This window comes from Frankia nepalensis (assembly GCF_016786325.1).
GTDB lineage: Bacteria > Actinomycetota > Actinomycetes > Frankiales > Frankiaceae > Pseudofrankia > Pseudofrankia nepalensis.
In genome coordinates this window covers 1-25,852 of record NZ_JADWYU010000228.1, presented here as the reverse complement: position 1 = coordinate 25,852, position 25,852 = coordinate 1, and the positions used below count along the sequence as shown (strand labels likewise).

17 protein-coding genes and 2 pseudogenes are annotated in these 25,852 nt (G+C 76.5%); 9 read left to right on the top strand and 10 right to left on the bottom strand.

Features of this window, described 5'->3' with window-relative positions; genetic code table 11:
- Positions 1–179: 179 nt before the first annotated feature.
- From I6A81_RS36210 to mraZ, 3 genes are all read right to left on the bottom strand, one after another.
- A complete protein-coding gene (locus tag I6A81_RS36210) occupies positions 180–1,031 on the bottom strand; it encodes a hypothetical protein (RefSeq protein WP_203010439.1) in 852 nt (283 codons plus the stop codon).
- On the bottom strand, positions 1,028–2,032 hold the full coding sequence (gene rsmH, locus I6A81_RS36205; RefSeq protein WP_203005051.1) for a 16S rRNA (cytosine(1402)-N(4))-methyltransferase RsmH: 1,005 nt from the start codon (positions 2,030–2,032) through the stop codon (positions 1,028–1,030). Before rsmH ends, I6A81_RS36210 begins: the two co-directional genes overlap by 4 nt.
- A 435-nt stretch (positions 2,033–2,467) precedes the next feature.
- Positions 2,468–2,899, bottom strand: a complete 432-nt coding sequence (gene mraZ / locus I6A81_RS36200; RefSeq protein WP_203005052.1) for a division/cell wall cluster transcriptional repressor MraZ — start codon at positions 2,897–2,899, stop codon at positions 2,468–2,470.
- Between the two features lie 582 nt (positions 2,900–3,481).
- Between mraZ and I6A81_RS36195 the strand changes: the two genes are divergently transcribed.
- From I6A81_RS36195 to I6A81_RS36180, 4 genes are all read left to right on the top strand, one after another.
- A complete protein-coding gene (locus tag I6A81_RS36195) occupies positions 3,482–4,513 on the top strand; it encodes an AAA family ATPase (RefSeq protein ID WP_203005053.1) in 1,032 nt (343 codons plus the stop codon).
- A gap of 12 nt (positions 4,514–4,525) precedes the next feature.
- Complete coding sequence (locus tag I6A81_RS36190; protein ID WP_203005054.1) at positions 4,526–5,836, top strand: DUF58 domain-containing protein; 1,311 nt, start codon at positions 4,526–4,528, stop codon at positions 5,834–5,836.
- A complete protein-coding gene (locus I6A81_RS36185) occupies positions 5,833–9,363 on the top strand; it encodes a transglutaminaseTgpA domain-containing protein (RefSeq protein ID WP_203005055.1) in 3,531 nt (1,176 codons plus the stop codon). The genes I6A81_RS36190 and I6A81_RS36185 overlap by 4 nt, the downstream gene beginning before the upstream one ends.
- 135 nt (positions 9,364–9,498) lie before the next feature.
- Positions 9,499–9,894 carry a DUF3040 domain-containing protein gene (locus I6A81_RS36180; protein ID WP_203005056.1) on the top strand — a complete coding sequence of 132 codons (396 nt, stop codon included), beginning with the start codon at positions 9,499–9,501 and terminating at the stop codon, positions 9,892–9,894.
- Positions 9,895–9,968: 74 nt separating this feature from the next.
- Here I6A81_RS36180 and dinB read toward each other — a convergent pair whose 3' ends face one another.
- The 7 genes and pseudogenes from dinB to I6A81_RS36145 form a co-directional block, all read right to left on the bottom strand.
- Positions 9,969–11,327 (bottom strand): DNA polymerase IV, encoded by a 1,359-nt coding sequence (dinB, locus tag I6A81_RS36175; RefSeq protein ID WP_203005057.1) that lies wholly within the window; start codon positions 11,325–11,327, stop codon positions 9,969–9,971.
- The gene (locus tag I6A81_RS36170) at positions 11,324–12,139 is read right to left on the bottom strand and encodes a methyltransferase (protein ID WP_203005058.1); all 816 of its coding nucleotides are present in this window, start codon (positions 12,137–12,139) and stop codon (positions 11,324–11,326) included. Before I6A81_RS36170 ends, dinB begins: the two co-directional genes overlap by 4 nt.
- A 458-nt stretch (positions 12,140–12,597) precedes the next feature.
- Positions 12,598–14,418, bottom strand: a pseudogene (locus tag I6A81_RS46545) (helix-hairpin-helix domain-containing protein); the annotation flags it as partial.
- Between the two features lie 477 nt (positions 14,419–14,895).
- Positions 14,896–16,455 (bottom strand): annotated as a pseudogene (locus I6A81_RS46540) (PHP domain-containing protein); the annotation flags it as partial.
- A 282-nt stretch (positions 16,456–16,737) separates the two neighbouring features.
- Positions 16,738–18,372 (bottom strand): DNA polymerase Y family protein, encoded by a 1,635-nt coding sequence (locus I6A81_RS36155; protein WP_203005059.1) that lies wholly within the window; start codon positions 18,370–18,372, stop codon positions 16,738–16,740.
- Entirely contained in the window at positions 18,373–19,326 is a 954-nt protein-coding gene (locus I6A81_RS36150; RefSeq protein ID WP_238429750.1) for a hypothetical protein, read from the bottom strand.
- Between the two features lie 2 nt (positions 19,327–19,328).
- Positions 19,329–19,754 carry an SAV_6107 family HEPN domain-containing protein gene (locus I6A81_RS36145; RefSeq protein ID WP_238429751.1) on the bottom strand — a complete coding sequence of 142 codons (426 nt, stop codon included), beginning with the start codon at positions 19,752–19,754 and terminating at the stop codon, positions 19,329–19,331.
- Positions 19,755–20,139: 385 nt separating this feature from the next.
- Here I6A81_RS36145 and I6A81_RS36140 point away from each other — a divergent pair, with 385 nt between their 5' ends.
- The 5 genes from I6A81_RS36140 to I6A81_RS36120 form a co-directional block, all read left to right on the top strand.
- A complete protein-coding gene (locus tag I6A81_RS36140; protein ID WP_203005060.1) occupies positions 20,140–21,069 on the top strand; it encodes a spheroidene monooxygenase in 930 nt (309 codons plus the stop codon).
- Positions 21,070–21,187: 118 nt separating this feature from the next.
- Complete coding sequence (locus I6A81_RS36135; protein WP_238429752.1) at positions 21,188–21,811, top strand: GNAT family N-acetyltransferase; 624 nt, start codon at positions 21,188–21,190, stop codon at positions 21,809–21,811.
- A 12-nt stretch (positions 21,812–21,823) separates the two neighbouring features.
- Positions 21,824–22,840 (top strand): carotenoid biosynthesis protein, encoded by a 1,017-nt coding sequence (locus tag I6A81_RS36130; protein ID WP_203005061.1) that lies wholly within the window; start codon positions 21,824–21,826, stop codon positions 22,838–22,840.
- Positions 22,837–23,979: a glycosyltransferase gene (locus tag I6A81_RS36125; RefSeq protein WP_203005062.1), complete on the top strand. Its 1,143-nt coding sequence runs from the start codon at positions 22,837–22,839 to the stop codon at positions 23,977–23,979. Before I6A81_RS36130 ends, I6A81_RS36125 begins: the two co-directional genes overlap by 4 nt.
- Before the next feature lie 267 nt (positions 23,980–24,246).
- A partial coding sequence (locus I6A81_RS36120) for an MFS transporter (protein WP_203010438.1) occupies positions 24,247–25,852 on the top strand: 1,606 nt, incomplete at its 3' end.

Below are 25,852 nucleotides of genomic sequence, written 5' to 3'. Positions count from 1 at the left end.
GGCGTTTTTGTGTATTTCTCACTGCCGGGCGGCGGGGCGGGCCGCCGCGCGGGCGGCCTCCGGCCGGGCGCGGTCGCCACGGGTCGGCCGGCCGGCTCGGGCGGAGCCCGTTCGCGAACCCTCCGTCACCAACCGTAGCCGCTGTGGGACACGGCGGTCCGGCGGGAGGAGCGTGGAGCTCACCGGCCGGTCGTCCCCGGGTCATCGCTCCCGGCCGCGGGCGGCTGGCCCGCCACCGGCGCGCCCTGCCCCGCCGCCGAGCCCTCACCGGTCGCGGAGCCCTGGCCAGCCGCGGCGCCCTGGTCGGGTTGGGCCGGCGTCCCCTGGTCGGCGCCGGGCACGCCCGGCGCCGGCACGACATAGAAGACGACCCCGCCGCCCGCGTCCCCGCTCGCGCCGGCGACCGCCCGCGCGCCGGGCGGCGGCGAGGCTCCCGGGGACAGGTAATCCGGCAGGCCGCCGGGCCCCATCCCGAGCGCGGCCGCCCGATCGGCGAGCGCGCCCGGCGCCGACAGCCGGTCGGACCTGAGCTCGAGCGCCTCCTCCTCCTCGGCCAGCTCGGCGGCCTGGGCCTGCAGCTCGTGCGCGTGGAACGCGTTCTCGGACAGCGCGGTGTTCAGCAGCAGCAGGCACATGAGGCCGCTGCCCATCAGCACCAGGAGCAGGATCACGAACGGGGCGCGCGGCGCGCGCGCCGCCTGCGCCGCTCGTGCCCGCGAGGACGCCGCCGGGCGCGGCCGAGCCCGGCGTGCCGGAGCGGCGGCCGGGACCGAGGTGGCGGGGGTGGCGGCCCTGGACCGGCCAGTGGCGGGCGCCCCGCGAGTGGGTGCCCCGCGCGTGGGCGCCGGACGGGCGGGCGCCTCCGGCGCGGCGGGCGGCGCCCCGCGCTCGGCCGGTTCGGCCGGCGCGGCGCCGGCGCGGTCGGCGCGCGGACGACGGGCGGACGACGGGCGGGAGGCCGGCTGCGGGGCGAGCGCGGTCGCGCCGGCCGACAGCGGCCGGTGCTCGTCGCCCGGCGCGGCGGAAGTCATGCTGTTCCTCCCCTGACACGTCCTGTCCTGGCGGTGGGGCCCGCCGCGGCCGCCGCGGACGGGCGCACCCGTTCGACGGCGCGCAACCGCGCGGACGTGGCCCGCGGGTTCGCGGCCACCTCGTCGTCGGCGGCCTGCTCCGACCCCCGCACGAGGGACCGGAAGGCCGGCTCGGCGCCGGCCGGCACCACAGGCATGTCCGGCGGGACGCGCGTCGTGGTGACCTCGGTGAAGGCCCGCTTGACCATTCGGTCCTCCAGCGAGTGGTAGGCGAGCACGACCACCCGCCCGCCGACGGCGGTGGCCGCGAGCGCGGCCGGCAGCGCGGATTCGAGCGCGTCCAACTCGCCGTTCACCTCGATCCGCAGGGCCTGGAACGTGCGCTTCGCCGGGTTGCCGCCGGTACGCCGGGCGGCGGCCGGGATCGCGGCGCGCACCAGGTCGGCGAGCCGGGCCGACGTCTGGAACGGCTCCCGGGCACGCTCGGCGACCACCGCGGCGGCGATCCGCCGGGCGAACGGCTCCTCCCCGTGGCGGCGCAGCACCCGGGCGAGGGCGGCCTCGTCGTAGGTGTTGAGCACGTCGGCCGCGGTGCGCCCGGACGTCGGGTCCATCCGCATGTCCAGCGGCGCGTCGCGCGAGTACGCGAAGCCGCGGTCGTCGGTGTCGAGCTGCAGCGAGGAGACCCCGAGGTCGAATAACACCGCCTGCACCGTCCGGATCCCCAGCCGGTCCAGCACGGCGGGCAGCTCGTCGTACACGGCGTGCGCGAACTCCACCCGGTCGGCCGCGAACGCCAGCCGGCGCCTGCTGGCCGCCAGCGCCTGCGGGTCCCGGTCCAGCCCGACGAGCCGCAGCTCGGGCAGCTCGCGCAGCAGCGCCTCGGCGTGCCCGCCCAGGCCCAGGGTGGTGTCGACGGCGATGGCGCCCGGCGCCCGCAGCGCCGGGGTCAGCAGCGCGCGCACCCGGTCAAGCAGCACCGGGATGTGGCTGGCCTGCACCGCTTGCCGCCCTTCTTCGCTGGGGAGCGGCCGGGCGTGTGCTCCACGGACCTGGCCGCGCGCCGGTTGGCACGTACCTGACGGCCGATGGCCGCGGGGCCTCGGTCTGAAGGGAGCGCCCGCCGGGCAGGCGGGCGGGCTCGGCGTGCGCCCAGGTCCCGCCCCGCCGGGCCGCCGGACACCGGGGAAGTGGCGTCCGGAGACGGGCGGGGGGAGAACTCGACGCGCGACGACCCACCGGTGCTCCACCGGGTGGCCGCCGGGGCCGTGACGCACCGGGTGCGTACGTCCCTGTCCGCCGGCCCGGCCCGCCGCGGGTTCAGGGCCGCGGGGCCCGGGGAGCGCCGAGAAGAACATGACCGCGCTCCTCTGGCGTGGTGCTCGCGTGGCTTGGTGCTCGCGCGCCGCCAGAGGGCCGGAGCTCCTCCGGAGGTGCTAGATGACGCCGGGCAGCACCTCCTCGGACAGCTCCGCGAAGCTGTCCTCCTGCTCGGTCAGGTAGACCGTCCACCGCGTCGCGTCCCAGATCTCGACCCGGGTGTTCGCGCCGTTGACGACGCAGTCGCGGGTGAGCCCGGCATACTCGCGCAGCGCGGGCGGGATGGTGATGCGGCCCTGCTTGTCGGGGAGGTCGTCACTCGCCGACGAGAAGAACACCCGGCTGTAGTCCCGCAGCGCCTTCGCCGTCACCGGCGCGGTACGCAGCGACTCGCTGATTCTGGAGAACTCGGCCACCGGAAACACATAAAGGCAGCGTTCCTGCCCTTTGGTAATCACGAGCCCTCCTTCCAGCTCCTCGCGGAACTTCGCGGGCAGCGTGAGGCGGCCCTTGTCATCCAGGCGCGGGGAGTGGCTACCGAGAAACATCGGCGCCCCTCCTCGCTCGCCAGCGCGGAGTCACGGACGGCCGTGGGCGACCTCACGGAACCCGCAAACAAGCCACCAGTCGATCGCCGCTCCCCCACTGCGCGCCACTGTACCCCACTACCCCCCACCCAGCATCCCCACGACACCCCGAAGAGCCACTTGTCATCCCCTTGACGAACCGGCGGCGATTAGCGGCGCGGCGCGCTCTTTCCGGACGTCGCGGCCGACGTGTGAACCGGATGTGTCAGACACGCAAATCTCCCGTCCACCACCGCCACGCCAATGACGGCCAACGCTGGCTGTTGACGTCGGCTCCACGCCAGCCCGGGTCGCCCTGGCGTGGGCGCCCCGCGACGAGCCGACGGCGGCTGGGCCCCGGGGGGAACGGCGACCGGAGCGCCTCGCCCCGACAAGCGGCACGGGCACCCCACGGGGCTGCCCGCTCCCGGGGCCGCCGCGCCCCGCGTCCACGGGAACGCGGATTTCCCGCCCCTGGGGCGCCGATCGCCGCCTATGGGATGTCACACTCGGGAAGGACGCTCCCGCCGGGGGCAGGATCCGCTGACCCGGAGGGAGACGTTGGTGGCGACGGAGCCAGGAATGCCGCACTGGCGGGACCCCGCCGGCGACATCGGCCAGCTGACCGACGTCGCGGACCGGGTCCAGCGCTCGGTGGCCGCGGTCATCGACGGCAAACCGGAGGCGATCCGAACAGCGCTCGTCGTGCTGCTCTCCGAGGGACACCTGCTCATCGAGGACGTGCCCGGCGTCGGCAAGACGATGCTAGCTAAGGCGCTGGCGCGTTCCATCGACGCCCGAGTCCGCCGCATCCAGTTCACCCCGGACCTGCTGCCCGGCGACGTCACCGGCGTGAGCATCTACAACCAGGCCACCCGGGACTTCGAGTTCCGCCCAGGCCCGGTGTTCGCCAACATCGTCGTCGGCGACGAGATCAACCGGGCCGAGCCGAAGGCGCAGTCCGCGCTGCTCGAGTGCATGGAGGAGCACCAGGTCACCGTCGACGGGATGACCTACCGGCTCGAGGCGCCCTTCATGGTCATCGCCACCCAGAACCCGGTGGAGATGGAGGGCACCCGGCCCCTGCCGGAGGCGCAGCGCGACCGGTTCACCGCCCGGATCTCCATGGGCTACCCGTCGCCGGCCGCCGAGTTCGCCATGCTCGACAGCCACGGCAACGCCGACCCGCTCGACGACGTCGTGCCGGTGACGTCGGCCGCCGAGATCGTCAAGATGAGCGCGCTGGTCCGGTCCGTGCACGTGTCCGACGAGGTCCGCCAGTACATCGTCGAGCTGGTCGGCGCCACCCGTCGTCACCCGCAGATCGCGCTCGGCGCCTCGCCGCGGGCGGCGCTGCACCTGATCCGCGCCTCCCGGGCGGCCGCGGCGCTCGACCGGCGCGCCTTCGTGCTCCCCGACGACGTGCAGACGCTGCTGGTGCCGGTGCTCGCCCACCGGCTGCTGCTGCACCCGGAGCTCACGCTGGCCGGCGAGCCGGTCACCGACCTCGCCGCCCGCCTGCTGTCCGACGTCATCGCCCGCACCCCAATCCCGCGACCGGGCCCGGCGGCCAGACCCCCGCGCCGCGGGCACTGACCGGGCCTCGCGGTGCGCGACTTCGCCGCCGCCCTGCGCGGCCTGACCGTCCGGGGCCGGTCGTTCCTGGCCGCCGGCGCGGCCTGCGCCGTGTGCGCCGTCGTGCTCGGTGAGCAGGACCTGCTGCGGGTGGCCTTGTTGCTGTTGCTGCTGCCGCTGCTGGCCGCGGCGTTCGTGTCCCGCACGCGTTACCGGCTGGCCTGCACCCGGCGGGTCGACCCGCCGCGGGTCAGCGCCGGCCAGGCCGCGCGGGTGCGCATCCAGCTGGCCAACATGAGCCGGCTGCCCTCGTCGGTGCTGCTCGTCGAGGACGCCGTCCCCGAGGAGCTCGGCGTCCAGGCCCGCTTCGTGCTGGACCGGATCGAGCCGGGCGGCACCCGGGACATGTCCTACGAGCTGGGTGCCGCGCACCGCGGCCGCTACCAGCTGGGCCCGATGTCGATCCGGCTCAGCGACCCGTTCGGGTTCTGCGAGCTGGCCCGGGCCTTCCGGGGCCGCGACGAGCTGGTCGTCACGCCGGCGATCGAGACGCTGCCAGGCAGCCGGTCCGAGCGGCACGTCGCCGCCTCGGCGCTGCGCCGCGCCGCGCTGCACGGCGAGGACGAGCCGACCACCCGGCCCTACCGGTCCGGCGACGACCTGCGCCGGGTGCACTGGCGCACCAGCGCGCGGACGGGCGAGCTGATGGTGCGCCGCGAGGACGCGCCGCGGCTGTCCGGCGCGACCATCCTGCTCGACGACCATGTCGGCTCCTGGGGTCATCAGGCCGGGCCCGACTCGCCGTTCGAGTGGGCGGTCAGCGTCGCCGGCTCCATCGGCGCGCACCTGGCACTGGCCGGCTACAGCGTCCGGCTCGTCACCCATCGCGGGCTGGCCGCGGCGGTGCCCCCGGGCCGGCCGGGCCCGCTGCTCGACGAGCTCGCGATGATCACCCAGACACCCGTCCCCGACCCGCGCGCGGCGTACGGCGCGATCTCCGCCGGTGACGGCGGCATGCTGGTCCTCGTCCTCGGGCGCACCTCCCCGGAGGTGGCCCGCCGGCTCGCCGCCATCCGGCCCCGCGGCGCCCCGGCCATCGCCGTACTCGCCGACCTCACCCACTGGTACGCCGACCAGGAGTCCCCCTCCGACCTCGCCGGCTGCGAGCTGGCACTGCGCCGCGCCGGCTGGCGGGTGCTCGTCAGCGGACGCGGCGGCCGGCTCGCCGAGGAGTGGCCCCGGCTGGCCCGCCCGGTCACGCGGTTCGGCGGCGCCGCCAGCGCGGCGAAGGCCTCCCCCGTACCGCGTCCCGGCGAGGACGCCCTTCCGAGGGTGCCGCGGTGACCCGCCCCGTCGCCGTCGGTGGGCCGGCCGGTCACGGCGACCGGCGGCTCGCCGCCTACCTGAGCCGCGGCCGCGCCCGCGGGCAGACGGTGCCGACCGTCGTCGGCGCGGCCGCGTCGCTGCTGTGCGCGAGCGCCCTGCACCCGCTGTTCCGGGGCTTCTTCTGGTGGTTCGGGCCGGTGCTGCTGGCCACGCTCGTGGTCGTGGGGCTCGCCGCGCTGGGGCGGCGGTTCGGGCTCGGCCCGGCCACCACCCTGGTACTCAGCCTGTTCGGTCTGCTGTTCGCGCTCACGGTCCTGTGCGCCGGCGACGAGGCCGTGCTCGGCGTCGTGCCGACCCCGGCGAGCCTCGGGCGCCTCGTGGACCTGATGTCCGCGGGCCGCGCGGACATGTCGCGGCTGTCCGCCCCGGTCCCGGAGCGGCCAGGGCTGGTGGTGCTGACCGTGCTCGGCGTGGCGAGCGTCGCGATCCTGGTCGACCTGCTCACGGTGGGCCTCGGCCGCCCCACGCTCGCCGGCCTGCCGCTGCTCGGGCTGTTCGCGGTGCCGTCGGCGGTCCTGCCCCGCGGCGTCGGCGCGGGGGCGTTCACCCTCGGCGTGGTCGGATTCCTCGCGCTGCTGCTGCTCGACGGCCGGTCGGTCGTGCGTCGCTGGGGGCAGCTGGTCAGCACCCGCGCCAGGGGCAGGACGAACCTGTGGCTGGGCGGCCTCGCCGGCCGGGTGGCCCTGGGCGCGCTGCTGGTCGCCGTGGTCGCGCCGCTGGCCGTGCCGTCCCTGGACGGCCACGGGCTGATCCAGAGTGTCCGGGACTCGGAGTCGGACGACGGGTCGGGCGGCGGTTCCCAGGCCCAGGTTCCCCAGCCGATGGCGAGCCTGGCGCAGCGGCTGCACGACGACCCGGACCACGAGGTCATGACCGTCCGGCCGAGCAACCCCAACGAGCCGATGCGGCTGCGGCAGGTGGCGCTCGAGGAGTTCACCGGCGACGCGTTCACGCTGCGCAAGCTGACGGCCGAGCCCGACTCCCGCATCGACCGCGGCCTGCCGCGCCCGCCGTCCGGCCTGACCACCACCAAGGTGAGCGCCGAGATCTCGCTGCGGCCCGACTACCCGGACCTCTATCTCCCGGTGCCCGGGATCCCGACCGCCATCTCCGGCCTGAAGGGCGACTGGCGGGTGGACGAGGCGACCAGCGCCATCTTCGCCACCCGCGACCGCACGTCGACGGCCGGGATCTCCTACACGGTCACGGCCGCCGTGCCCACGCCGAGCAAGGCGGAGCTGGCCGTGTCCGGGCAGGCGCCCTCCGAGCCGGCGCTCCAGTACGACACCCGGCTGCCGGGTGACCTCGACCCCAGGGTCAGGGAGCTGGCCCAGTCCCTCGCGGCCGGCAAGGCCACCGGCTACGACAAGGTCCGCGCCATCCAGGACTACTTCCACGGCGGGACGTTCACCTACGACCTCAGCGGCGCGCCGAGCGTTCCCACGGGGGCGCTGAGCGAGTTCCTGTTCGTCGGCAAGAAGGGGTACTGCGAACAGTTCGCCTCCGCGATGACCGTGCTCGTCCGCGCGCTGGGCATCCCCGCGCGGGTCGCGGTCGGCTTCCTCGGCGGCACCCGGGCGGCCGACGGCAGCTGGGTGGTGAAGAACCAGGACGCGCACGCCTGGCCGGAGGTCTGGCTGCCCGGCACGGGCTGGATCCCGTTCGAGCCGACCCCCCTTCCCGACAGCGCCGTTGCCGGCGGCACCGGCGGCAGCCAGCCGCCCACGGGGCCGACCCAGAACCCGACGCCGGCCACCCCTGGCGTGCCCACCCCTGGCCAGGCCCAGCCCGAGCCGGCGAACCCCAGAGGCCAGTCGGGCAGCGGCCTCGTGGATGGCCCGAGCACGACGCCCGGGGGGCAGAGCGAGCCAGGGGATTCGTCCTTCGCGCAGCCGTTGGTGAGCGTGCGCACGGACAATCCGGAGCTGTTCAGGACCACCGTCTACCTGCGGGAGACGGCGCTGGACACCTTCGACGGCAGCAGCCGGTTCACCTCGTCCGGGTTCCCCGGTGCCGGTGACACCTCCTTCGGCGTCGACCTGCCACGCCCCACCGTCGAGGTCGCCGGGACGGAGGTGACCGCGACGATCTCCATCCACCCGGGCAACCCCCAGACCGAGCTGCCACTCCCCGACGGCAGGACCACGTCCGTCGAGGGACTGCAGGGCGTCTGGTGGGTGAACCAGCCCACCGGCACCGTCTACGCGAACGCCCGCACGTCGGCGGCGGGAGCCGTGTACACGGTCCAGGCCGTGATCCCCACTCCCACGAAGGCCCAGCTGACCGCCACCGGGACGATCCCCGCCGAGCTCGCCCCGGACCTCGCGGTACCGGCCGACCTGGACTCGCGGATACCGGATCTGGCCGAGCAGATCACGTCCGGCCGTGCCAGCGACTACGACAAGGCCCGCGCGATCGCGGACTACTTCCAACGCCAGCAGTGGGTCTACGACGTGGCCGCCCCGCTCGGCACGGTCAGCGACTTCCTCTTCGTCACCCATCGTGGCTTCTGCGAGCACTACGCGACGGCGATGGCGCTGCTCGCCCGGACGCTCGACATCCCCGCGCGCGTCGCGACCGGCTACAAGCGGCCCACCCAGCAGCCGGACGGATCCCTGCTCTACAAGCAGGGCAACCGGCACGCCTGGCCGGAGGTGTGGCTGCCCGGAGCGGGCTGGGTCCCGTTCGAGCCGACCAACAGCAACGGCGTCCCCCCGGACACGGGCGACAACACGTGGTCCCCGGACCCCGACCAGCGGCAGACCGAGATCGGCCAGGACGTCGCCGCGTCCCCGGAGGTGACGCCGGGGACCGACGGCGCCGGCGCGGACGGCGGCACCGCGTCGAGGACCGGCAAGATCCTGCTCAGGGCCGCGCTGATCCTGCTGATCGTGGTGGGGGGCGCGGCGCTGCTCGGCGGGCCGGCGATCGCGCGGCGGGTCATCCGACGGCGGCGGCTGCGCGCCAGCGCGGTGCCCTCGACGGCCGGCCCGCCCGCCGAGGCGGGCGTCCTGGCGCGGGCTCGGGTACGGGCCGGCTGGGCCGAACTGCTCGACCTGGCCACGGACCTGGGCATCCCGCTGCGGCCCAGCGACTCGCCCCGGATGGTGGTCGGTCGGCTGAAGGGCTACCTGGTGGCCGGCCCCGAGGCGGAGACGCCCAAGGTCGCTGACGCGGTGAAGGCGCTCGAGCGGCTCGGCTGGGCCGAGGAACGGGTCCGTTATGCCCCACCCGGCACCCAGCTCGGCCAGGCCGGGGACAGCGTCACCGAGGACGTGACCACGGCGACCGACGGGTTGCTGTCCGTGGCGCCGCGCGGCCGCTGGCTGGTCGCCCAGGTCGCCCCGCCGTCGGTCCTGCGCCGACTGACGCGCTCCGGTGGCTACGCCGCCGCCGAGCGTCCCTGGCGGCGGTCCTCCGGGCCGCCCGCGCCAACCGCCCCCGAGCCCCGGGGCGAGCCCGCCGAACCCGCCGGCCGGCCATGACCGGCTGGCATCCCAACGCCTGGGTACTAATTGGTGTAACGACTGGGTACCGAGGATGGCCGGTTGCCTGTCGCGCCCGGCCGTTGATGCCTATCCTTGGTTAGGTTCGTCCTACCGGCAGTGGGAGGAGCATCGATGCCGCTCTCGGAGAACGAGCAGCGCCTGCTCGACCAGATCGAGCGCGGTCTCGTGGACGACGATCCGAAGTTCGCGAGCGCCGTCCGTTCGACCAATCCGCGCACCTATCTGGTCCGCAGGATCCGCCGCAACGCGGTGCTGTTCGTCCTCGGCCTCGCCATGCTCATCGTGGGCGTCGTGCTCAGCCAGCTTCCCGCGCTGACCGTCACCCTGGGCATCCTCGGCTTCGCGATCATGCTGGCCGCCGCTCTGCGGGGCGCCGCCGACCTGCGGCGGATCAGTGGCCGCGGCACCGACGCGCACCGTCGCGCCGGCCCGGCCGCGCGCCGCCGCAACCGTCCCTCCTTCACGGAGCGTGTCGAGGAGCGCTGGCGCCGCCGCTGGGAGAACTGACCGCGGGCGCGCCTCAGGTCTGGCACCTCGGACCCGGCGCGCCTCAGGTTGGCGACCATGCCTTGCCGCGTTCGTCAGCGCGGCGGGTTCCTGACGTCACCAGGCTGGCGTGGCTCACGCGGGAGCAGGCTGGCGGGGGCGACGGCCCCCGTCCCGAAGCGGCGGCCGGCGGCGTCGGCCGCGCGCTCGAGCTGGGACCAGCCGGACGGACGCTCGTCGAGGGCGAGCTGGTGGCCGGTGGCGCCGGCGTCGACGAGGCCCGCCGCGCGCACGCCGACGAGCCGGACCGCGCTCCCGGCGGTACCCGACTCGCGGAACAACGCCAGCGCGGCCCGGTAGATCTCCTGGGTCACGTCGGTGGGCTCACGCAGCGTGCGCGCCCGGGTCAGGGTGGTGAAGTCGGCGAGCCGGATCTTGACCGCGACGGTCCTGGCGGCCCAGCCTCGGCCGCGCAGCCGGCGGGCCACCTGGCCGGACAGGCGCAGCAGCTCGCGGGCGAGCACGTCGAGGTCGGCCGTGTCGACCGCCAGGGTGTGCTCGGCCCCGATGCTGACCTCGGTGGAGCCCGGGTCGACGGCTCGCTCGTCGCGGCCGTGCGCCAACGCCCACAGGTGCGCCCCCGCCGCCTGGCCGAGCGCGCGGCGCAGGGTGGCCGGCGGGCAGTCCGCGATGTCACCGATGGTGCGCAGGCCCAGCCGGTCGAGGGCGGCCTCGGTGGCCCGCCCGACGCCCCACAGCGCGGACGTGGGCAACGGGTGCAGGAAGTCGAGCACCCGGTCCGGCTCGACCACCAGAAGGCCGTCCGGCTTGCAGCGGGTCGAGGCGATCTTCGCGACGAACATCGTCGGCGCGACCCCCACCGAGCAGGTCAGGCCCTCCTGGGCGAGCACCCGCGCGCGGATCATCCCGGCGATCTCGGCCGGCGTCCCGAACAGCCGGCGGGCGCCCGAGACGTCGAGGAACGCCTCGTCGACGGACAGCGGGGCGACCAGCGGGGTGACGTCGCGCAGGATCGCCATCACCCGGCCGGAGACCTCCTGGTAGGCGTGCCGCTCCGGCGGCAGCACCAGCGCGGCCGGGCACAGCCGGCGGGCACGGGCGATCGGCATGGCGCTGCGCACGCCGAAGGCGCGTGCCCCGTAGGTCGCGGAGAGCACCACCCCGCGGGGGCCGCCGCCGATGATGACGGGCCGGCCGCGTAGCTCCGGGCGGCCGAGCAGGGTGACCGCCGCGAAGAACGCGTCCATGTCGACGTGCAGGATCGGGCTGCCGACCGAGCCGTCCCGCGCCGGGCCGTCGCGGGTCTCGCCGGCGCTCGCGGGCCGGGCCGCGTCGACGGGAACGGTCCCATCGGGGGCGGCAGCGCCAGGAGCGGCGGCACCAGGAACAGCGACGCCGGGGACAGCCCCGCCGGGACCGCGGGCACCGGTCATGGCGCCGCGCGCCGGGCGAGCACGTGCAGCTGGGCCGCGAGGTCCCGGTAGGGCGGCCGGGCACAGACGGCTGCCTCCAGCTCGGCGAGCCGTTCGGCCCAGCCAGCCGCCGGCTCTCGGTCGTCGTCGCCGGCGGTGGCCGGCAGTGGCAGCGCGAGGTCCGCGAAGACCCGCACGCCGTGGACCGCGACCACCTCGGCGCCCGCGGCCCGCGCCAACGCCGTCACCTCGTCAGTGTCGAAGCGGGTGACGTCGCCCGCTTCGGCCGGGCCGCGCGGATCGAGCAGCATCCGGGCCGCGTCGTCGAACCGGCCGGCGAGCGCCCGGGCGAGCACGGCGCCGGCCCGCCCGGCGACCAGCAGGGACAGCCAGCCTCCCGGGCGCAGCACCCGCAGCGCGGCGGCCAGCGCCGGTCCCGGGTGCTCGACGCGGTCGAGCACCGCGTGGCAGAGCAACAGGTCGGCGCCGCCTACGCCCGCGACGTCCGGACCGACGGCGGCGGCCAGCTCGGAGAGGTCACCCTGCCGGCCGGTCACCCGGTCGGCGACGCCCCGATCCGCGGCCCGGCGGGCGAGCGCGGCGAGCGCGTCCTGGCTCGGGTCGACGACCGTCACCTGGTGGCCGCGTTCGGCGAGCGGGACGGCGAAACCGCCGCTGCCGCCGCCGGCGTCGACGACGGTGAGCCCGCGCCCGGCCGGGCCGGGGGCCGCGAGCACGTCCGCGAGTGCCCGCCAGACGGCGGCGTGCCGCGGGTCGGCCCGCTCCGCCGCACGCCGGGCCGCCGGCCCCGCCGCCGCGGCCGGCGTCGTCATCGGGCCGGGAGCGTGAACCCGATCACCACGCCGACGACCAGCCCGCCCACCGACACGCCGGCAACCGTCACCATCCATCGAGACATCGGCTATCCCCACGTTCGGTAACCAGAGCACCCGAGAAGATAACCGATGGTAATCGAAGGTGAACGTCTCCGCTACGAAGCCGGCGAGCTGCCAGGCCTGAGGGTGCAGGCGGACCCGGACGCGGCATGCCGGACCGGGACACCGCCTCCGCACGAGAGCTCGCCGCCACGACGAGGCCGGGCGAATCGCCCTGGCGCCGCCGCCCCGGTCCGGTGAGCGCCGCGAGCGCCGCCCCGGGGGCCTGGTCCGTCGGCCGCCGGCGGGCCCGGCGGCCGGGCACGGCGTGCCCGTCCCCCACCCTGCCGGCCCCGTCGCCCGCCACGGCTCTGTTGCCTGCCACGGTGTCGTCGCCTGCCACGGTGTCGTCGGCGTCAACGGAAGTCCCGGGAGCGACGGGCGACGGCGAGCGGGAGCCGCTCCAGCCGGTCGGCGATCACGTTCACGACGCCGTCCGCCTTCTCCAGCCGGCCCCGGACGAGCAGCGCTGGCGCCGCGGTGGCGACCGCGCGGTGGCGGACCCAGACGCCGCGCGAGCAGACGACGTTCACCAGCCCGGTCTCGTCCTCCAGGTTGAGGAAGGTGGTGCCGCCGGCGGTCGCCGGGCGCTGCCGGTGGGTCACGACTCCGGCGACCCAGACCCGCCGGTCCGGCCGCAGCGCCGCGAGCCCGGAGGCGACGACCACGCCCAGCGCGTCCAGCCGGTCGCGGACGAACTCGGTGGGATAGCGGCCCGGCGTGATCCCGGTTGCCCACAGGTCGGCGACGACCTCCTCGGCGCCGGTCATCCCCGGCAGGTACGCGGCGACAGCCGCCGGGTCGTCGCCGAGGGTCATCCCCTCGAGCCGGTCGGGCCGGGCCTGGGCGGCGGCGCCGGCCGCCCACAACGCCTCCCGGCGGGCGAGCCCGAAGCAGCCGAAGGCTCCGGCGGTGGCGAGCGCCTCCAGCTGGGCGCCGGTCAGCCCGGTCCGACGGGCCAGGTCCGCCATGTCCTGGTAGGGGCCGTCGGCTTCCCGGGCCGCGACGATCCGCCTGGCGTTCGCGGCGCCGATGCCGCGCACCCCGGCCAGGCCCAGCCGGACGGCCGGATGCCCGCCGACGTCGGCCCGACAGCCCTCCGCCGGCTCCAGGACCGCCACGGCGCCGGGCGGCTCCTCCCGGAGGGCGCCCTTCTCCCGGCCCGCGCCGTGGTCCGGGATGGTGCCGTGTTCCAGGGTGGCGCCGCCGCCGGAGGCGTTCAGGTCGGGGCCGTGGACGGTGACGCCGTGTCGGCGGGCGTCGGCGACCAGGCTCTGCGGGGAGTAGAAGCCCATCGGCTGGGCGTTGAGCAGCGCCGCGCAGAACGCCGCCGGATAGTAGAGCTTGAGCCAGGCGCTGGCGTAGACGAGGAACGCGAAGCTGACCGAGTGGCTCTCGGGGAAGCCGAAGTTCGCGAAGGCGGCAAGTTTGGTGTACAGCTCGTCGGCCGTCTCCCCCACGATTCCGTTGGCCGCCATGCCCTCGTAGAACCGGGCCCGCAGCCGGTCGATCCGCTCGGTCGCGCGCTTGGCCCCCATCGCCCGGCGCAGCTGGTCGGCCTCGGCCGCCGTGAACCCGGCGACGTCGATGGCCATCTGCATCAGCTGCTCCTGGAAGAGCGGAACCCCCAGGGTCTTGGCCAGCGAGCGGCGCAGCAGCGGGTGCGGGTAGGTGATCTCCTCGGCGCCGTTGCGCCGCCGGATGTAGGGATGTACCGAGCCACCCTGGATCGGGCCGGGGCGGATCAACGCCACTTCGACGACCAGGTCGTAGAAGCAGCGCGGGCGCAGCCGGGGCAGGGTGGCCATCTGGGCGCGGCTCTCGACCTGGAAGACGCCGACCGAGTCGGCGGCGCAGAGCATGTCGTAGACCGCCGGGTCCTCCTGCGGGATCTCCCCTAGATCGAGCTCGCGGCCGTGGTGGGCCCGGATCAGCTCGAACGCGCCATGCAGCATGCCGAGCATCCCGAGCCCGAGCAGGTCGAACTTGACAAGCCCGGCGACCGCGCAGTCGTCCTTGTCCCACTGGACGACGGTGCGCCCGGGCATCCGCGCCCACTCCACCGGCACCACCTCGGCCACCGGCCGGTCACAGATCACCATCCCCCCGGAGTGGATGCCGAGATGACGGGGAAAGCCGAGCAGCTGCCCGGCGAGCGCGACCACCTCCCGCGGGATCTCCGGGCCGATCCGGTCCCGGGGCTCGGCCGGCCGCGGCGGCGTGGCGCCAGCCCGCCCCGCGCTCTCACCCGACATCGCGGGACGGGTGGCCGTCCTGCCCGCTGGCACGGGGCGAGAACCGGCGTCCGCGGCCCCTCGCGGCCCGACGGCGCCTCCTCTGGCGTCGGCGCCTCCTCTGGCGTCGGACGGGGAACCCGGCCTCGCGGGCCCGGCCAGCCGGGCGGAACCCGTCGCCTGCTTCGGGATCAGGAGCGTCTCCCCGTTCATGGTCTCATCCCCCGAACGGCCCGGGGCCGACGCGCCGTCGACCGGCGCGCGCTCCGCCAGGGCAGCCGGCATGGCCGGGGCCGGGTCGGCCGGGGTGTGGGCGGCCGGGGTGTGGGCGGCCGCCGGGGCGGCCAGGGCCTGGGAGGCCGGCGCCGCGAGGGCCGGCGCCGACGGGGCCACAGCGCCGGCGGCGGGCAGCGGGGACCAGCGGTCGATGCCGGTGGACCAGGTGTCCTGCTGGCCGGGGGAGAAACCGAGCGCGCGGGCGACGTCACGCACCGCCGAGCGGGACCGGTAGCTGATGACGTTGGCCACCTGGGCGGCCCGGTCCCGGCCGTACCGGCCGTAGACGTACTGGATGACCTCCTCGCGCCGGCCGGACTCGATGTCCAGGTCGATGTCTGGCGGACCGTCGCGTTCCGGGGCGAGGAACCGTTCGAACAGCAGGCCGAAGGAGACCGCGTCGACACCGGTGATGCCCAGGGCGTAGCAGACCGCCGAGTTCGCCGCCGAGCCCCGCCCCTGGCACAGGATGTCCTCCCGGCGGCAGAACTCGACGATGTCGTGCACGATCAAGAAGTAACCGGGGAAACCGAGCCGCTCGATCAGGGTGAGCTCATGGGCGAGCTGGTCATAGGCGCCGACGACCCGTTCGCCGCCAGGCGGCCCGTACCGGCGGGCCGCCCCCTGCATGGTCAGCAGCCGCAGCCAGCTGGCCTCGGTGTGTCCGGGCGGCACCGGGAAGTCCGGCAGCCGGGGCGCCACGAGGCGCAGGTCGAAGGAGCACTCGGCGCCGATCCGGGCGGCCGCCGCGACCACACCGGGATAGCGGCCGAACCGGCCGGCCATCTCGTCGCCGGAGCGCAGGTGCGCGCAGCCGGCCGCGGGCAGGTGGCCGTCCATCTCGTCGAGCGCCCGGCGGGCCCGGATCGCGGCCATCACGGCGGCGAGCCGGCCGGACGCCGGGGTGGCGTAGTGGACGTTGTTGGTCGCGACGCAGGTCAGCCCCTTCTCCCGGGCGAGTTCGTGAAGCGCGTCGTTGCGGGCCGAGTCGAGCGGCTGGGCGTGGTCCCACAGTTCGACGGCGACGTTGTCCTGGCCGAACCGGCCGACCAGCCCGTCCAGGGCGACCCGGGCGGAGTCGACGCCCCCAGCGGCGAGCGCGGCCGGCACCACCCCCTTGCGGCAGCCGGTGAGGATCTGCCAGTGCCCGTCGCCGGCCGCGTCGGCGAGAGCGTCCAGGGTGGTCAGCGGGCGGCCCTTCCCCCCGCCGGCCAGGTGGGCGTCGGACACCGCCCGCGACAGCCGCCGGTAGCCCTCCGGGTCGCGGGCCAGCACGAGCAGGTGCTCCCCTACCGGGTCGGGCACTCCGGGACGCGCGGCCGGCTGGTCGAGGGCGACCTCCACCCCGTAGAGGGTCGCCAGCCCCACCTCGCCCGCCGCCTCCGCGAACCGGACCACCCCGTACATGCCGTCGTGGTCGGTGAGGGCCAGCGCGGACAGTCCCAGCCTGGCGGCCTCCTCCACCAGTTCCTCCGGCTGGCTGGCCCCGTCGAGGAAGCTGAACGCCGAGTGGCAGTGCAGCTCGGCGTACGGCTCACCGGCCGGCTGGTCACCGCCGCGCGCGGCGGCGGCGACCAGTTCCGGCGCGGGCCGGTAGGGCTCCCGGCGCCGTGTCCAGGCCGGCGCGTCCCCGCCATCCCCCACCGGCCCGCCCTGATCACCACCGCCCTGGGCATCCCCGGGCCGAAGCGGCCGCCCCGACATCCGCCGCTCCAGCTCCGCCCACGAAACCGCCGGATTCCACCAGCTCACCGCCGCCCCCTAAGTCCCGACCCGCCTGCCGCGCGCGCTCATCCCGCCACGCGCGATCACCCGTACCCCGCCTCCGAGGGCCGACCGCCACCTCCAGTCACTGCTCCCGGTCACTGCTCCCCGGTCGCGCGAAGCGCGGCATCGGGGGTCCGGGGCGCCTCCCCCGGAGCAGGCATCTGAGGATGAGGCCGAGGGAGCTGCCCGAAGGGCGGGGACAGGGTTCACCCCTCGTCCTCACTCGTAAGAGGCCTCCCACCACCACCGGCCGGCCTCGACGAACAGCAGGCGGGCCGAGCCGTCCTCGGTGGTGAGCTGGAACCGGGCCCTGCGCCGGCCGGAGGGCTCCCACCACCGCTCGTCGGCCGGCCAGGGCCCGGCCCAGCCGACGACCCGGACCGGTGGGTGGCCCTCGAGGGACAGCCAGACCGGGGACCCGGTCGCCGCTGCCCGGGCGGTGACGACCACCGGCCTGCCGGCGGCGTCGAGCAGTTGGGCGGGGCGGGGGGTGGTGAGCACGGTGGCGGGCGCCGGCGCGGGCAGCCGCCCCGGCCAGGGCGCTCGAGCCCGTTCCGCGTCCGTGGGAAGCCCGCGCGGCTCTCCCCAGGGCACCAGCCGCACCGCCGTCGCGGGGTCCCGCCCGCCGCGCACCTCGGCGGTCAGGACCGCCTCCGGACCGAGCAGGCCCTGGACCCGGTCGAGTGCGCGGCGTACCCGGCCATCGGGCGCGCCCGGCTCGCCCCACAGCCCCGACTGGCGGCCGTCGGCGGCGAGCAGGTCCTCCGGAACCACTCGGATCCGGACGACCCTGGCCAGCTGAGGCGGCCGGTGGAGCCGCGGCGAGGGCACCGCCGCGTTCTCCTCGGCGGACGGCCCACCCATCAGGTTCGCGGCGGACAGCCAGCCGTCCAGCTGCCAACGGATCCGGTCGGTGATCGCCGCGGGGGTCAGCGGGCCGTCGTGCCGCCAGACTCGGCGCAGGTGCTCGCCGTGCTCCGTCTCAGCCTCGACGGTGACCCGGGCGCAGGCCAGACCCGCGGCCAGCAGCTTGGCGTGCGCGGCTTCGGCGAGGCGGCGGGCCGTGAAGATCACCGCGTCGACGCTGTCCGCCGGTGGGTCGAGCCTGACGTCGACGGCGAGGTCCGGCGGGACCAGCCGCGGCGCCGCCAGCCGGTCGTCGTCGCCCCGGGCCAGTCGGTGCGCGAACGCCCCCTCTGGCCCGAACCGGCCGAGCACCTCCCCGGCGGGCAGCGCCGCGAACGCGCCCAGAGTGGCCAGCCCCAGCCGGCGCAGCAGCCCGACGAGCTCGGGCCGATCGAGCAGCTCCACCGGCAGTTCGGCGAGGAAGGCCGCGCCCGCTCCGGCCGGCACCGTCCGGCCGAGCCGGGCGGCCAGCCCGGCGGCGAACGGCCCGTCGGCGATCCCGAGGCGGCAGCACGTGGACGGATCCGCCGGGGCGGCTCCCTCGGCCAGGCCGGGCGGCCCGGCCGCCAGCGCCGCGGTGACCGCGCCGCGGACCTGGGCGGCCGCCAGGGACTCGGCGCCGAAATAGCGCGCGGCACCGCGGATCGGCACGAGGCAGTCACCCGGCCGGACCACCTCGACACCGGGCACCACGCGTTCGATGGCGGCCACCACCGGCTCGAACGCCCGGGCGTCCCGGTCGGGGTCGGCGGGCAGCAGCCGAAGCTCCGGGCAGCGCCCCTGGGCATCACGCCGACGCAGCCCGGGCCGCACGCCGGCGGCACGGGCGGCCGGAGTCACCGCCACCACCTGGTTCGCCTCGACCACGGCGGCGGGCAGGCCGGGGATGGCCCCGGCGGCCGTCGTCGGCCAGTCCGGGCAGTGCACGGCAAGCATCCGCACCGGCATCTAGGCCACCCCCTCCCGTAGCCCCGGCGCCGTCCGCCGCTCCTCGCCGGCACCCGGCTCGTCATCGCGGCGCGCGCCGCCGCCCCAGGCCACGTGGGTGGCACCGCCCGGGTCGGCGGCGCCCGGGGTTCCCGCCGGATCCGGGATCCCTGCCCGATCGGCTCCGCCGATCGGGGAGGTCCGTGGGCTGGGAACGGGATCGGGGCCCGCGACGGTGAGCCAGCCACGACGCGGGCGAGTGGCCGCGCCCCGGCCGGAGACCCGGACCAACAGCCGGATGCCGCGCAGGTGGCCGTGCCCCTCGCCGAGGCCGTGGAAGTACCGTTCCTCGACGGCCAGCCGCAGGTCGGCCCCGTCCCAGCCCGCGCCGACCGGCAGCAGCAGGCAGCCCCGCTCGCGGGCGCGCGCCGCCAGGCGCCGGGCCGTGTGTCCTGACGAGTCGGGCGGGCACACGGCGACCAGTTCCAGGGCGTCGACCAACGCGGCGACGACCACCGGCCAGCGCTGCCCCGGGTTGGGCACCAGAACCAGCCGCTCCAGCGCGATCCCGGCTTCCGCCGCGGCCAGCAGGCCCAGCGCCGGGCAGCCGACCACCGCGCACCATGCCCCGGCCCGGGACGGCTCGGCGAGCACGGCGAGCAGCAGCGCGGCCGACCCCTCGACCGCCACCGTCGCCCCGCGCGGTAGCCCGCGCTGAGGCAGCAGCCCGGCCAGCGCGGTCGGCACCGGCAGCACGCGGCCGGTCAGATCCGAGGGCTCGGGCTGTCTCTCCGAGGCGGCCTCCCGCGGGTCGCGCAGTTCCCGCAGACCCCGCAGCGCGGCCACCACCGGCGCGGAACGGCGAACGGGACCGCCTCCCGACCGACGCCCGGCGGGAGGTCCCGCCGGGGAGGCACCGTGGGGGGCGCCGTCCGCGGGCGCCTCCTCGATCTCGCCCGCCGCGACGGGTGCCACGGCTAGTCCCAGCCGGGACGGGCCGCGGGCGGCACCGTCCCGGTGAGGGTGGGCTGGGACGGCAGGCCCAGCACCTCCTCCACGACGCCCAGGAAGATCTCCACCTGCCGGAGCAGGTCGTCGGCGTCACGGGCGGTCACGACCGACAGCCCGGCCTCCGCCGCCGCGCGCCGCGGCGCGCCGGCGGCGAAGAAGTCCGCCCACTCGCCGAGCTCCGGGGCGACCTGGGCCAGCAGCCGCCAGGCGCTCACCGGCCGGCCGCGCCGCCCCGGCCGAGGCCGGGCCCGGTCCGCCAGCACCGCCGCGGCCACCCGCAGAGCGGCCAGGTGAGCGAGCGCGTACCGCTCCCCCGCCGGCCGGGCGAACGTGGCCTCGGCCAGCCCGTGCCGGGCCGCCGCGAGCAGGTCGTCCCGGGAGCGGCGCGGCATCCCGGCAGCCGGGACCAGGGTGCGCCGGTCGTCGGCCGGAACCGGTCGTACGTCGGTGACAGACTGCGGAGGCCGCGGGAGCTGAGGCCGCCCGGGGCGCGCGGACGGGTACAGAGTGGGCTGCTGGCACGCGGACGACGGCTGGTGCGTGGACGGCTGCTGACGCACGGACGGCTGGCGCGATGTCGGCTGAGTCGGCTGGCTGGTCATGACCACCTCCCGGTGTTCACCGGCCGTTCGAGTCGGGCACAAGCTGGCCCCCAAGTCGGTCCACAGGTCGGCTCACAAGTCGACCTAGAGGTCGCCCCAGAGGTCGACCCGGCACCCCTGCGTTCGAACACAAGTTCGAACATGACCAAGGTAGCCCGATCAGGAAGGGGCGTCAATGTCGCTGGTCAGGCCGCGTGTCGCGGCGCGGGCCGCCCCGAACGGGCTCGTTCCGCTGGTGACCGTCGACCTGTGGCGGGTGCCCACCCGGCAGGTCGGAGCCGCCCTCGGCCGGATGGCGCTGGGCCGGGCTCGGCTGCGGCACGTTCCCGGGCTCGCCTTCGCCAAGCTGGTCGGCACCGGCATGCCCGGCGCCTTCACCCCCCTGGGTGCCGAGCCGCGCCGCTGGGGCCTGGTGGCCGCCTGGGACGATCCGGCCGCGGCCGCCGCGTTCGACCGTTCGGGCATCGCCCGCTCCTGGGGGCGGATCGCCGAGGAGCACTTCCACGTCGAGCTCGGTCCCCTGGCCTCCCGTGGCCGCTGGTCCGGCCGGCAACCGTTCGGGTCGCCCTCCCCCGAGGCCGCGGCCAGCCCCCCGAAGACCCCCGACGGCCCCGGCATCGCGCGCTCCCCCACGGTCACGGGCACCCCGGACCCGAGCGGCGGCGGGGACGCCGCCGGCGCCCCCGTGCCGACGGGCCCGGTCGCCGTGCTCACCAGGGCCCGCCTCGCGCCCCGGCACGCGGTCACGTTCTGGCGGGCCGTGCCCCCGGTCGCCGCGGACCTCGCCACGCTCGCCGGGGCGAGCGCGGCCAGCGGCCCCACCGGCGACACGGCCGGGCCGCTGCTGGCGATCGGTATCGGGGAGGCACCGGTCGCGCTGCAGGGGACGTTCAGTATCTGGCCGGACCTCGCGGCCGTCCGCGCGTTCGCCTACCGGCGCCCCGCGCACGCCGCCGTGGTCAGCAGGACCGCCGAGGTCGGCTGGTACGCCGAGGAGCTCTTCGCCCGGTTCACCGTGCTGGACGGCCGCGGCACCGTGGACGGCCGCGCCCCCCTGCGACCGGCGGGCCCCTCGAAGGCCCGTACCACTCCCGAACCACGGTAATCATCCAATGACACGGTGTGTCCACCAGGTTTCCGCTCCCTGGCCGCCGGGCGTGCAGGGCGACCGACGAGTTATCGTCGACCTCCCGACCGCGTGTCGACCCCTTGCGAGGCGAGCCTTGGCGAGTGCCGACATCAGGCTGGTCCGCTGGACGCCCGCCCGCATGCGCGCCCGTCTCGGCGAGGTGATCGCCGTCTACAAGGCCGCGTTTCTGGACCTCCACGAGGCGGACCCCCAGCGCGCGGCCCGTGACCGGATGACGCACGCCCGACGGCATACCGAGCGGCGTGACCTGCGCGCCGTGGCCGCTCTGACCGAGGACGACGCCCTCGTCGGCATCACCTACGCGATGCCCGGCCGGCCGGGCCAGTGGTGGCACGACGTGGTGGCCTCCGCGCTGTCGCCCGCCGCGGCGGAGCACTGGCTGACGGACTGCCTGGAGATCGTCGAGCTGCACGTCCTGCCGGACTACCAGGGCCAGGGCATCGGCCGGGGGCTGCTGCGGGAGCTGCTGCGCGACGTCCCGCAGCGCACCGCGGCGCTCTCGGCGCTGGAGCTGCCCGACAGCAGAGCCCGCAGGCTCTACGCCAGCGAGGGATTCGTGCCGCTGCTGTCGAACTTCCATTTCCCTGGCAGCTACACCGCCTACGCGGTGCTCGGCAAGGAGCTGCCGCCACCCACCTCGCGGCGCCGCCGCGGCGCCGTGGCCGCCCGCTTCGGCCGGCCGGCCCGCGCCCTGTAGGCCGCCGGCCGGGTGGATCGTCTCCCCGGGCGGCCGCGGCTCGCGGCGCCCCCGCGCGCGCCGGCCCGCGCCCTGGTCCGCCGGGGCACGGTCCGTCGGGGCACGGTCCGCCAGCTCGCGGCGGCGGCCGTCGTCGCGGCCCAGATCCCGTACCCGCTGCTGCCGGCGGGCGGCGGCGGGCGGGCCTGGCTGACGATCGGCCAGGTACTGGCCTTCTTCGTCGCCTCGGCGAGTCACGCGGCACACCGCCGGGGCCGGGTCTTCGCCGCCGGCTATCTCGCGATCACGGTCGGCCTAGGGTTCGCCGCCGAGGTGGTCGGGCTGCGCACCGGCTGGCCGTTCGGCCATTACTCCTATACCGGCCGGCTCGGCCTCGAGGTCGCCGGCGTGCCCGCCATCATCCCCCTGGGCTGGGCGATGATGGCCTACCCGGCGTTGCTGGCGGGCCGCTGGTCCGCCGCGAACGCGGGCCTCGGCCCGGCCGGCCCGAGGGCCAGGGTGGCGACGGCGCTCGCTGGCGGCGTGCTGCTGGCCGGCTGGGACCTCTTCCTCGACCCCCGGATGGTCGCCGAGGGCTTCTGGGTCTGGGAACCGGGCGGCGGTCCCGCGCTCAACGGGATTCCGCTCACCAACGCCGCTGGCTGGCTGCTCGTCGGCGCCACGCTGGTCGCCCTCCTCGACCGCCTTCCGGACCCGGCCCGCCGTCCCGCGCCCGACCGGCCCGCCGCCCCCCGCCAGCGCCCGGGCCCGGTCCGCTGGCCCGCCGGCGACGGCGTCCCCCTGTTCCTCCTGTGCTGGACGTACGGGTCCTGGGTGCTGGCCTGCCTGGCCTTCTTCGGCCAGCCCTCGGTCGCGCTCGCCGGCGCCGTCGGCATGGCCCTGCCCGCCCTTCCCCGCGCCCTGGCGCGCCGGCCCCGGCCCGCGACGCCGCCCCGTCCCACGACGCCATCCCGGGCGCGCGTCCTTGCCCGGGCCCCGGCCGCCGCCTCGTCCCAGCCACGACCAGACCAGCCCGACGAGCCGGGATGACGGCCACGGGCCGAGCGCCGCGGGCCGCCGGGGACGCCGTGTGGTCAGGCGCGGTGTGGTCAGGCGCGGCGGGGGCGGCGCTGGTCGCGGCCCACACCGTCCTGAACACCCGGCGCTGGCGGCGGCCGCCGCCGGCGAGGCCGGTCGGCGAGCGGGTCTCCGTGCTGCTGCCGGTACGCGACGAGGCGGCCCGGGTCGGCCGCTGCCTGACGGCCGTGCTCGCCTCGACGGGCCTGGCCGACCTGGAGGTGATCGTGCACGACGACGCCTCCACGGACGCGACCGCCGACCTCGTCGCCGCGATCGCCGCCGGCGACCCGCGCGTGGTACTCCAGCGCGGCGAGGGGCCGCCGGACGGCTGGCTCGGCAAGCCGCACGCCTGCCACCGGGCGGCCACGGCGGCGACCGGGACGGCGCTGGTCTTCGTCGACGCCGACGTGACGCTCGCCGCGGACGGGCTGGCCCGCGCGGTCGCCCTGCTGCGCGACACCGGCCTGGACCTGGTCAGCCCGTACCCCCGGCAGGAGGCGGTCACCGCGGCGGAGCGGCTGGTCCAGCCGCTGCTGCAGTGGTCGTTCCTCGCGTTGCTGCCGCTGCGGCTGGCGGAGCGCTCGCCGCGTGGCTCGCTGTCGGCGGCGGGTGGCCAGTTGCTCTGCGTCGACGCGGCGGCCTACCGGCGCGCCGGCGGGCACGCGGCGGTGCGTGCCGAGGTGCTGGAGGACATCGCGCTGCTGCGGGCGGTCAAGCGCGCCGGCGGGCGCGGCTGCGTCGCCGACGGGACCGAGCTCGCCGTCAATCGGATGTACACCGGCGCCGCCGAGCTTCGCGACGGCTACGCCAAGTCGCTGTGGGCGGCCGGCGGCGGCCGGCCGGCGGCGAGTGCCGGCCAGGTCGGCCTGCTCGGCTGGCTGTTCGTGCTGCCGGTCCTGGCCGCGCTGCGCGGCTCGTGGGCGGGTCTGGCCGGCTACCTCGCCGGCGTCGCCAGCCGGTGGGTCACCGCCCGTGCCACCGCCGGCCGCGCCTGGCCCGACGCGGCGGCCCACCCGCTGTCCATCTGCGCTCTGGGCTGGCTCACCGCCCTGTCCTGGTGGCGCCGCCATCGCGGCACCCTGCGCTGGAAGAACCGCCACCTTCCCTGATCGGCGGCCGGCCTGGCCCGGCGGGCGGGCGCCGTCGACAGGCGCCGCCGTCGTTGTCGTGCCACGCCCGCCGCGAGGCGTTCCTCCGCTCCCGCGAGGCCGCGCCGACGCGGCCTCGGGGAGGCCTGCCCGGTCCGACCGCGGCCGGTGAAGGGCACTTCACACCCCTTCCGACCATCCAAACGGACCCTGGAGTCCGCTTAATGGCTATGATCAGATAACCGGACCCGCGGGTCCACTTCGGCTCGAGGCTTGAGGTGTATGGGGATGCGGGGCGGCGAGACGCGGCACGGGACGTCGACGGGCGAAGCCATGCGGCGCGGCGCCGCCAAGGGAGCGGCCGTGCCCGCCGCCGGGCACGCGGGCGGCGCCGGGCACGCGGCGAGTTCCGCCGACAGCCTGGTGCTCATGCTGGCGGCGGCGGCGTTCGCGGTGGCGCAGACGGCGGTCGTGCCGGGGCTGGGCGTGCTCACCAAGGAGCTGCGCACCACCCCGGCGAACATCTCCTGGGTGCTCAGCGCCTACCTCCTGTCCGCCGCGATCCTGACCCCGATGGCCGGCCGGCTCGGGGACATGTTCGGCAAGCGGCGGATGCTGGTGATCGCGCTGGTCACGTTCGCCGCCGGCAGCGTGCTGGGGGCGCTGGCTGTCAACGTGTGGATGCTGGTCCTGGCCCGGGTCGTCCAGGGCGCCGGGGGCGGCATCATCCCGCTCTGCTTCGGCCTGATCAACGACACGTTCCCGGCGGAGCGCCGCCCGGGCGCGCTCGGCCTCATGTCGGCGATCGCGGGCATCGGCGCGGGCGGCGGCCTGGTGATGGGAGGACTGCTCGTCGACCACGCCTCGTGGCAGTGGATCTTCTGGGTGGGTACGGCCATCTCGGCGGCCGCGGCGTTCGGGGCGATGCGGCTGCCCGACTCCGGCATGCGCGCGCCGGGCCGGATCGACGTGCCGGGCGCGCTGCTGCTCGCCGTCGGGCTCACCGCGCCGCTGCTCGCGCTGACCCGCACGTCCGCCTGGGGCTGGCTGAGCGCGCGCACGCTCGGCCTCGTCGGGGCGGGCCTCGTCGTCCTGGTGCTGTTCGGTCTGTTCGAGCGCCGCGCCGCCGAGCCACTCGTCGACCTGAGCGTCCTCGCGCGGCCCGCGGTCCTGATCACCAACGTCGTGACGGCGCTCGTCGGGTTCTGCATGTTCGGCGCGTTCGTGCTGATCCCGCAGATCGCGCAGACCGCCGAGTCGACCGGCTACGGCTTCGGCCTGTCCGCCACGGGCGCCGGCCTGCTCATGTTCCCGGCCTGCGTGGCGATGCTCATCGCCGGGTCGGTGTCCGGCCGGTTCACCGTCCGGCTCGGCGCCCGCGCCCTGCTCGCCGCCGGGCCGTTCGGCGCCGCCGGCGGGCTCGTCGGGCTCGCGCTCACGCGCGGCTCGGCGGCGCCGGTCATCGCGCTGTCGATCATCGTGTTCACCGGCGTCGCGGTGGGCATGGCCGCCGTCCCCAACATCATCATCGCGGCCGTCCCCGCCGGGATGACCGGGCAGGCGACCGGCGTCAACGCCCTCGTGCGCTCGGTGGGCGCGGCGCTCGGCTCGCAGGTCGCCGCCACCCTGCTGGCCGCGAGCACCGACGCGGCCACCGGGCTGCCCACCGACGGCGCCTTCACCCAGGCGTTCCTGCTAGGCGCCGGCGGAGCGGTGTGCGCGGGCCTCGCCGGCCTGTTCGTCCCCCGGCGGCGCCGCGCGCGCGCCGACGCGCGCGCCACGGGGGGGCACAGCGCGCCGAGGACCAACAAGGCGCCCGTGGAGGCGGGCCGGCCGGCGCCCCGCGTCGTCGCGGGCATTCCGGTCTGCCTGTGCCGGCCGGACGAGGTCGAAG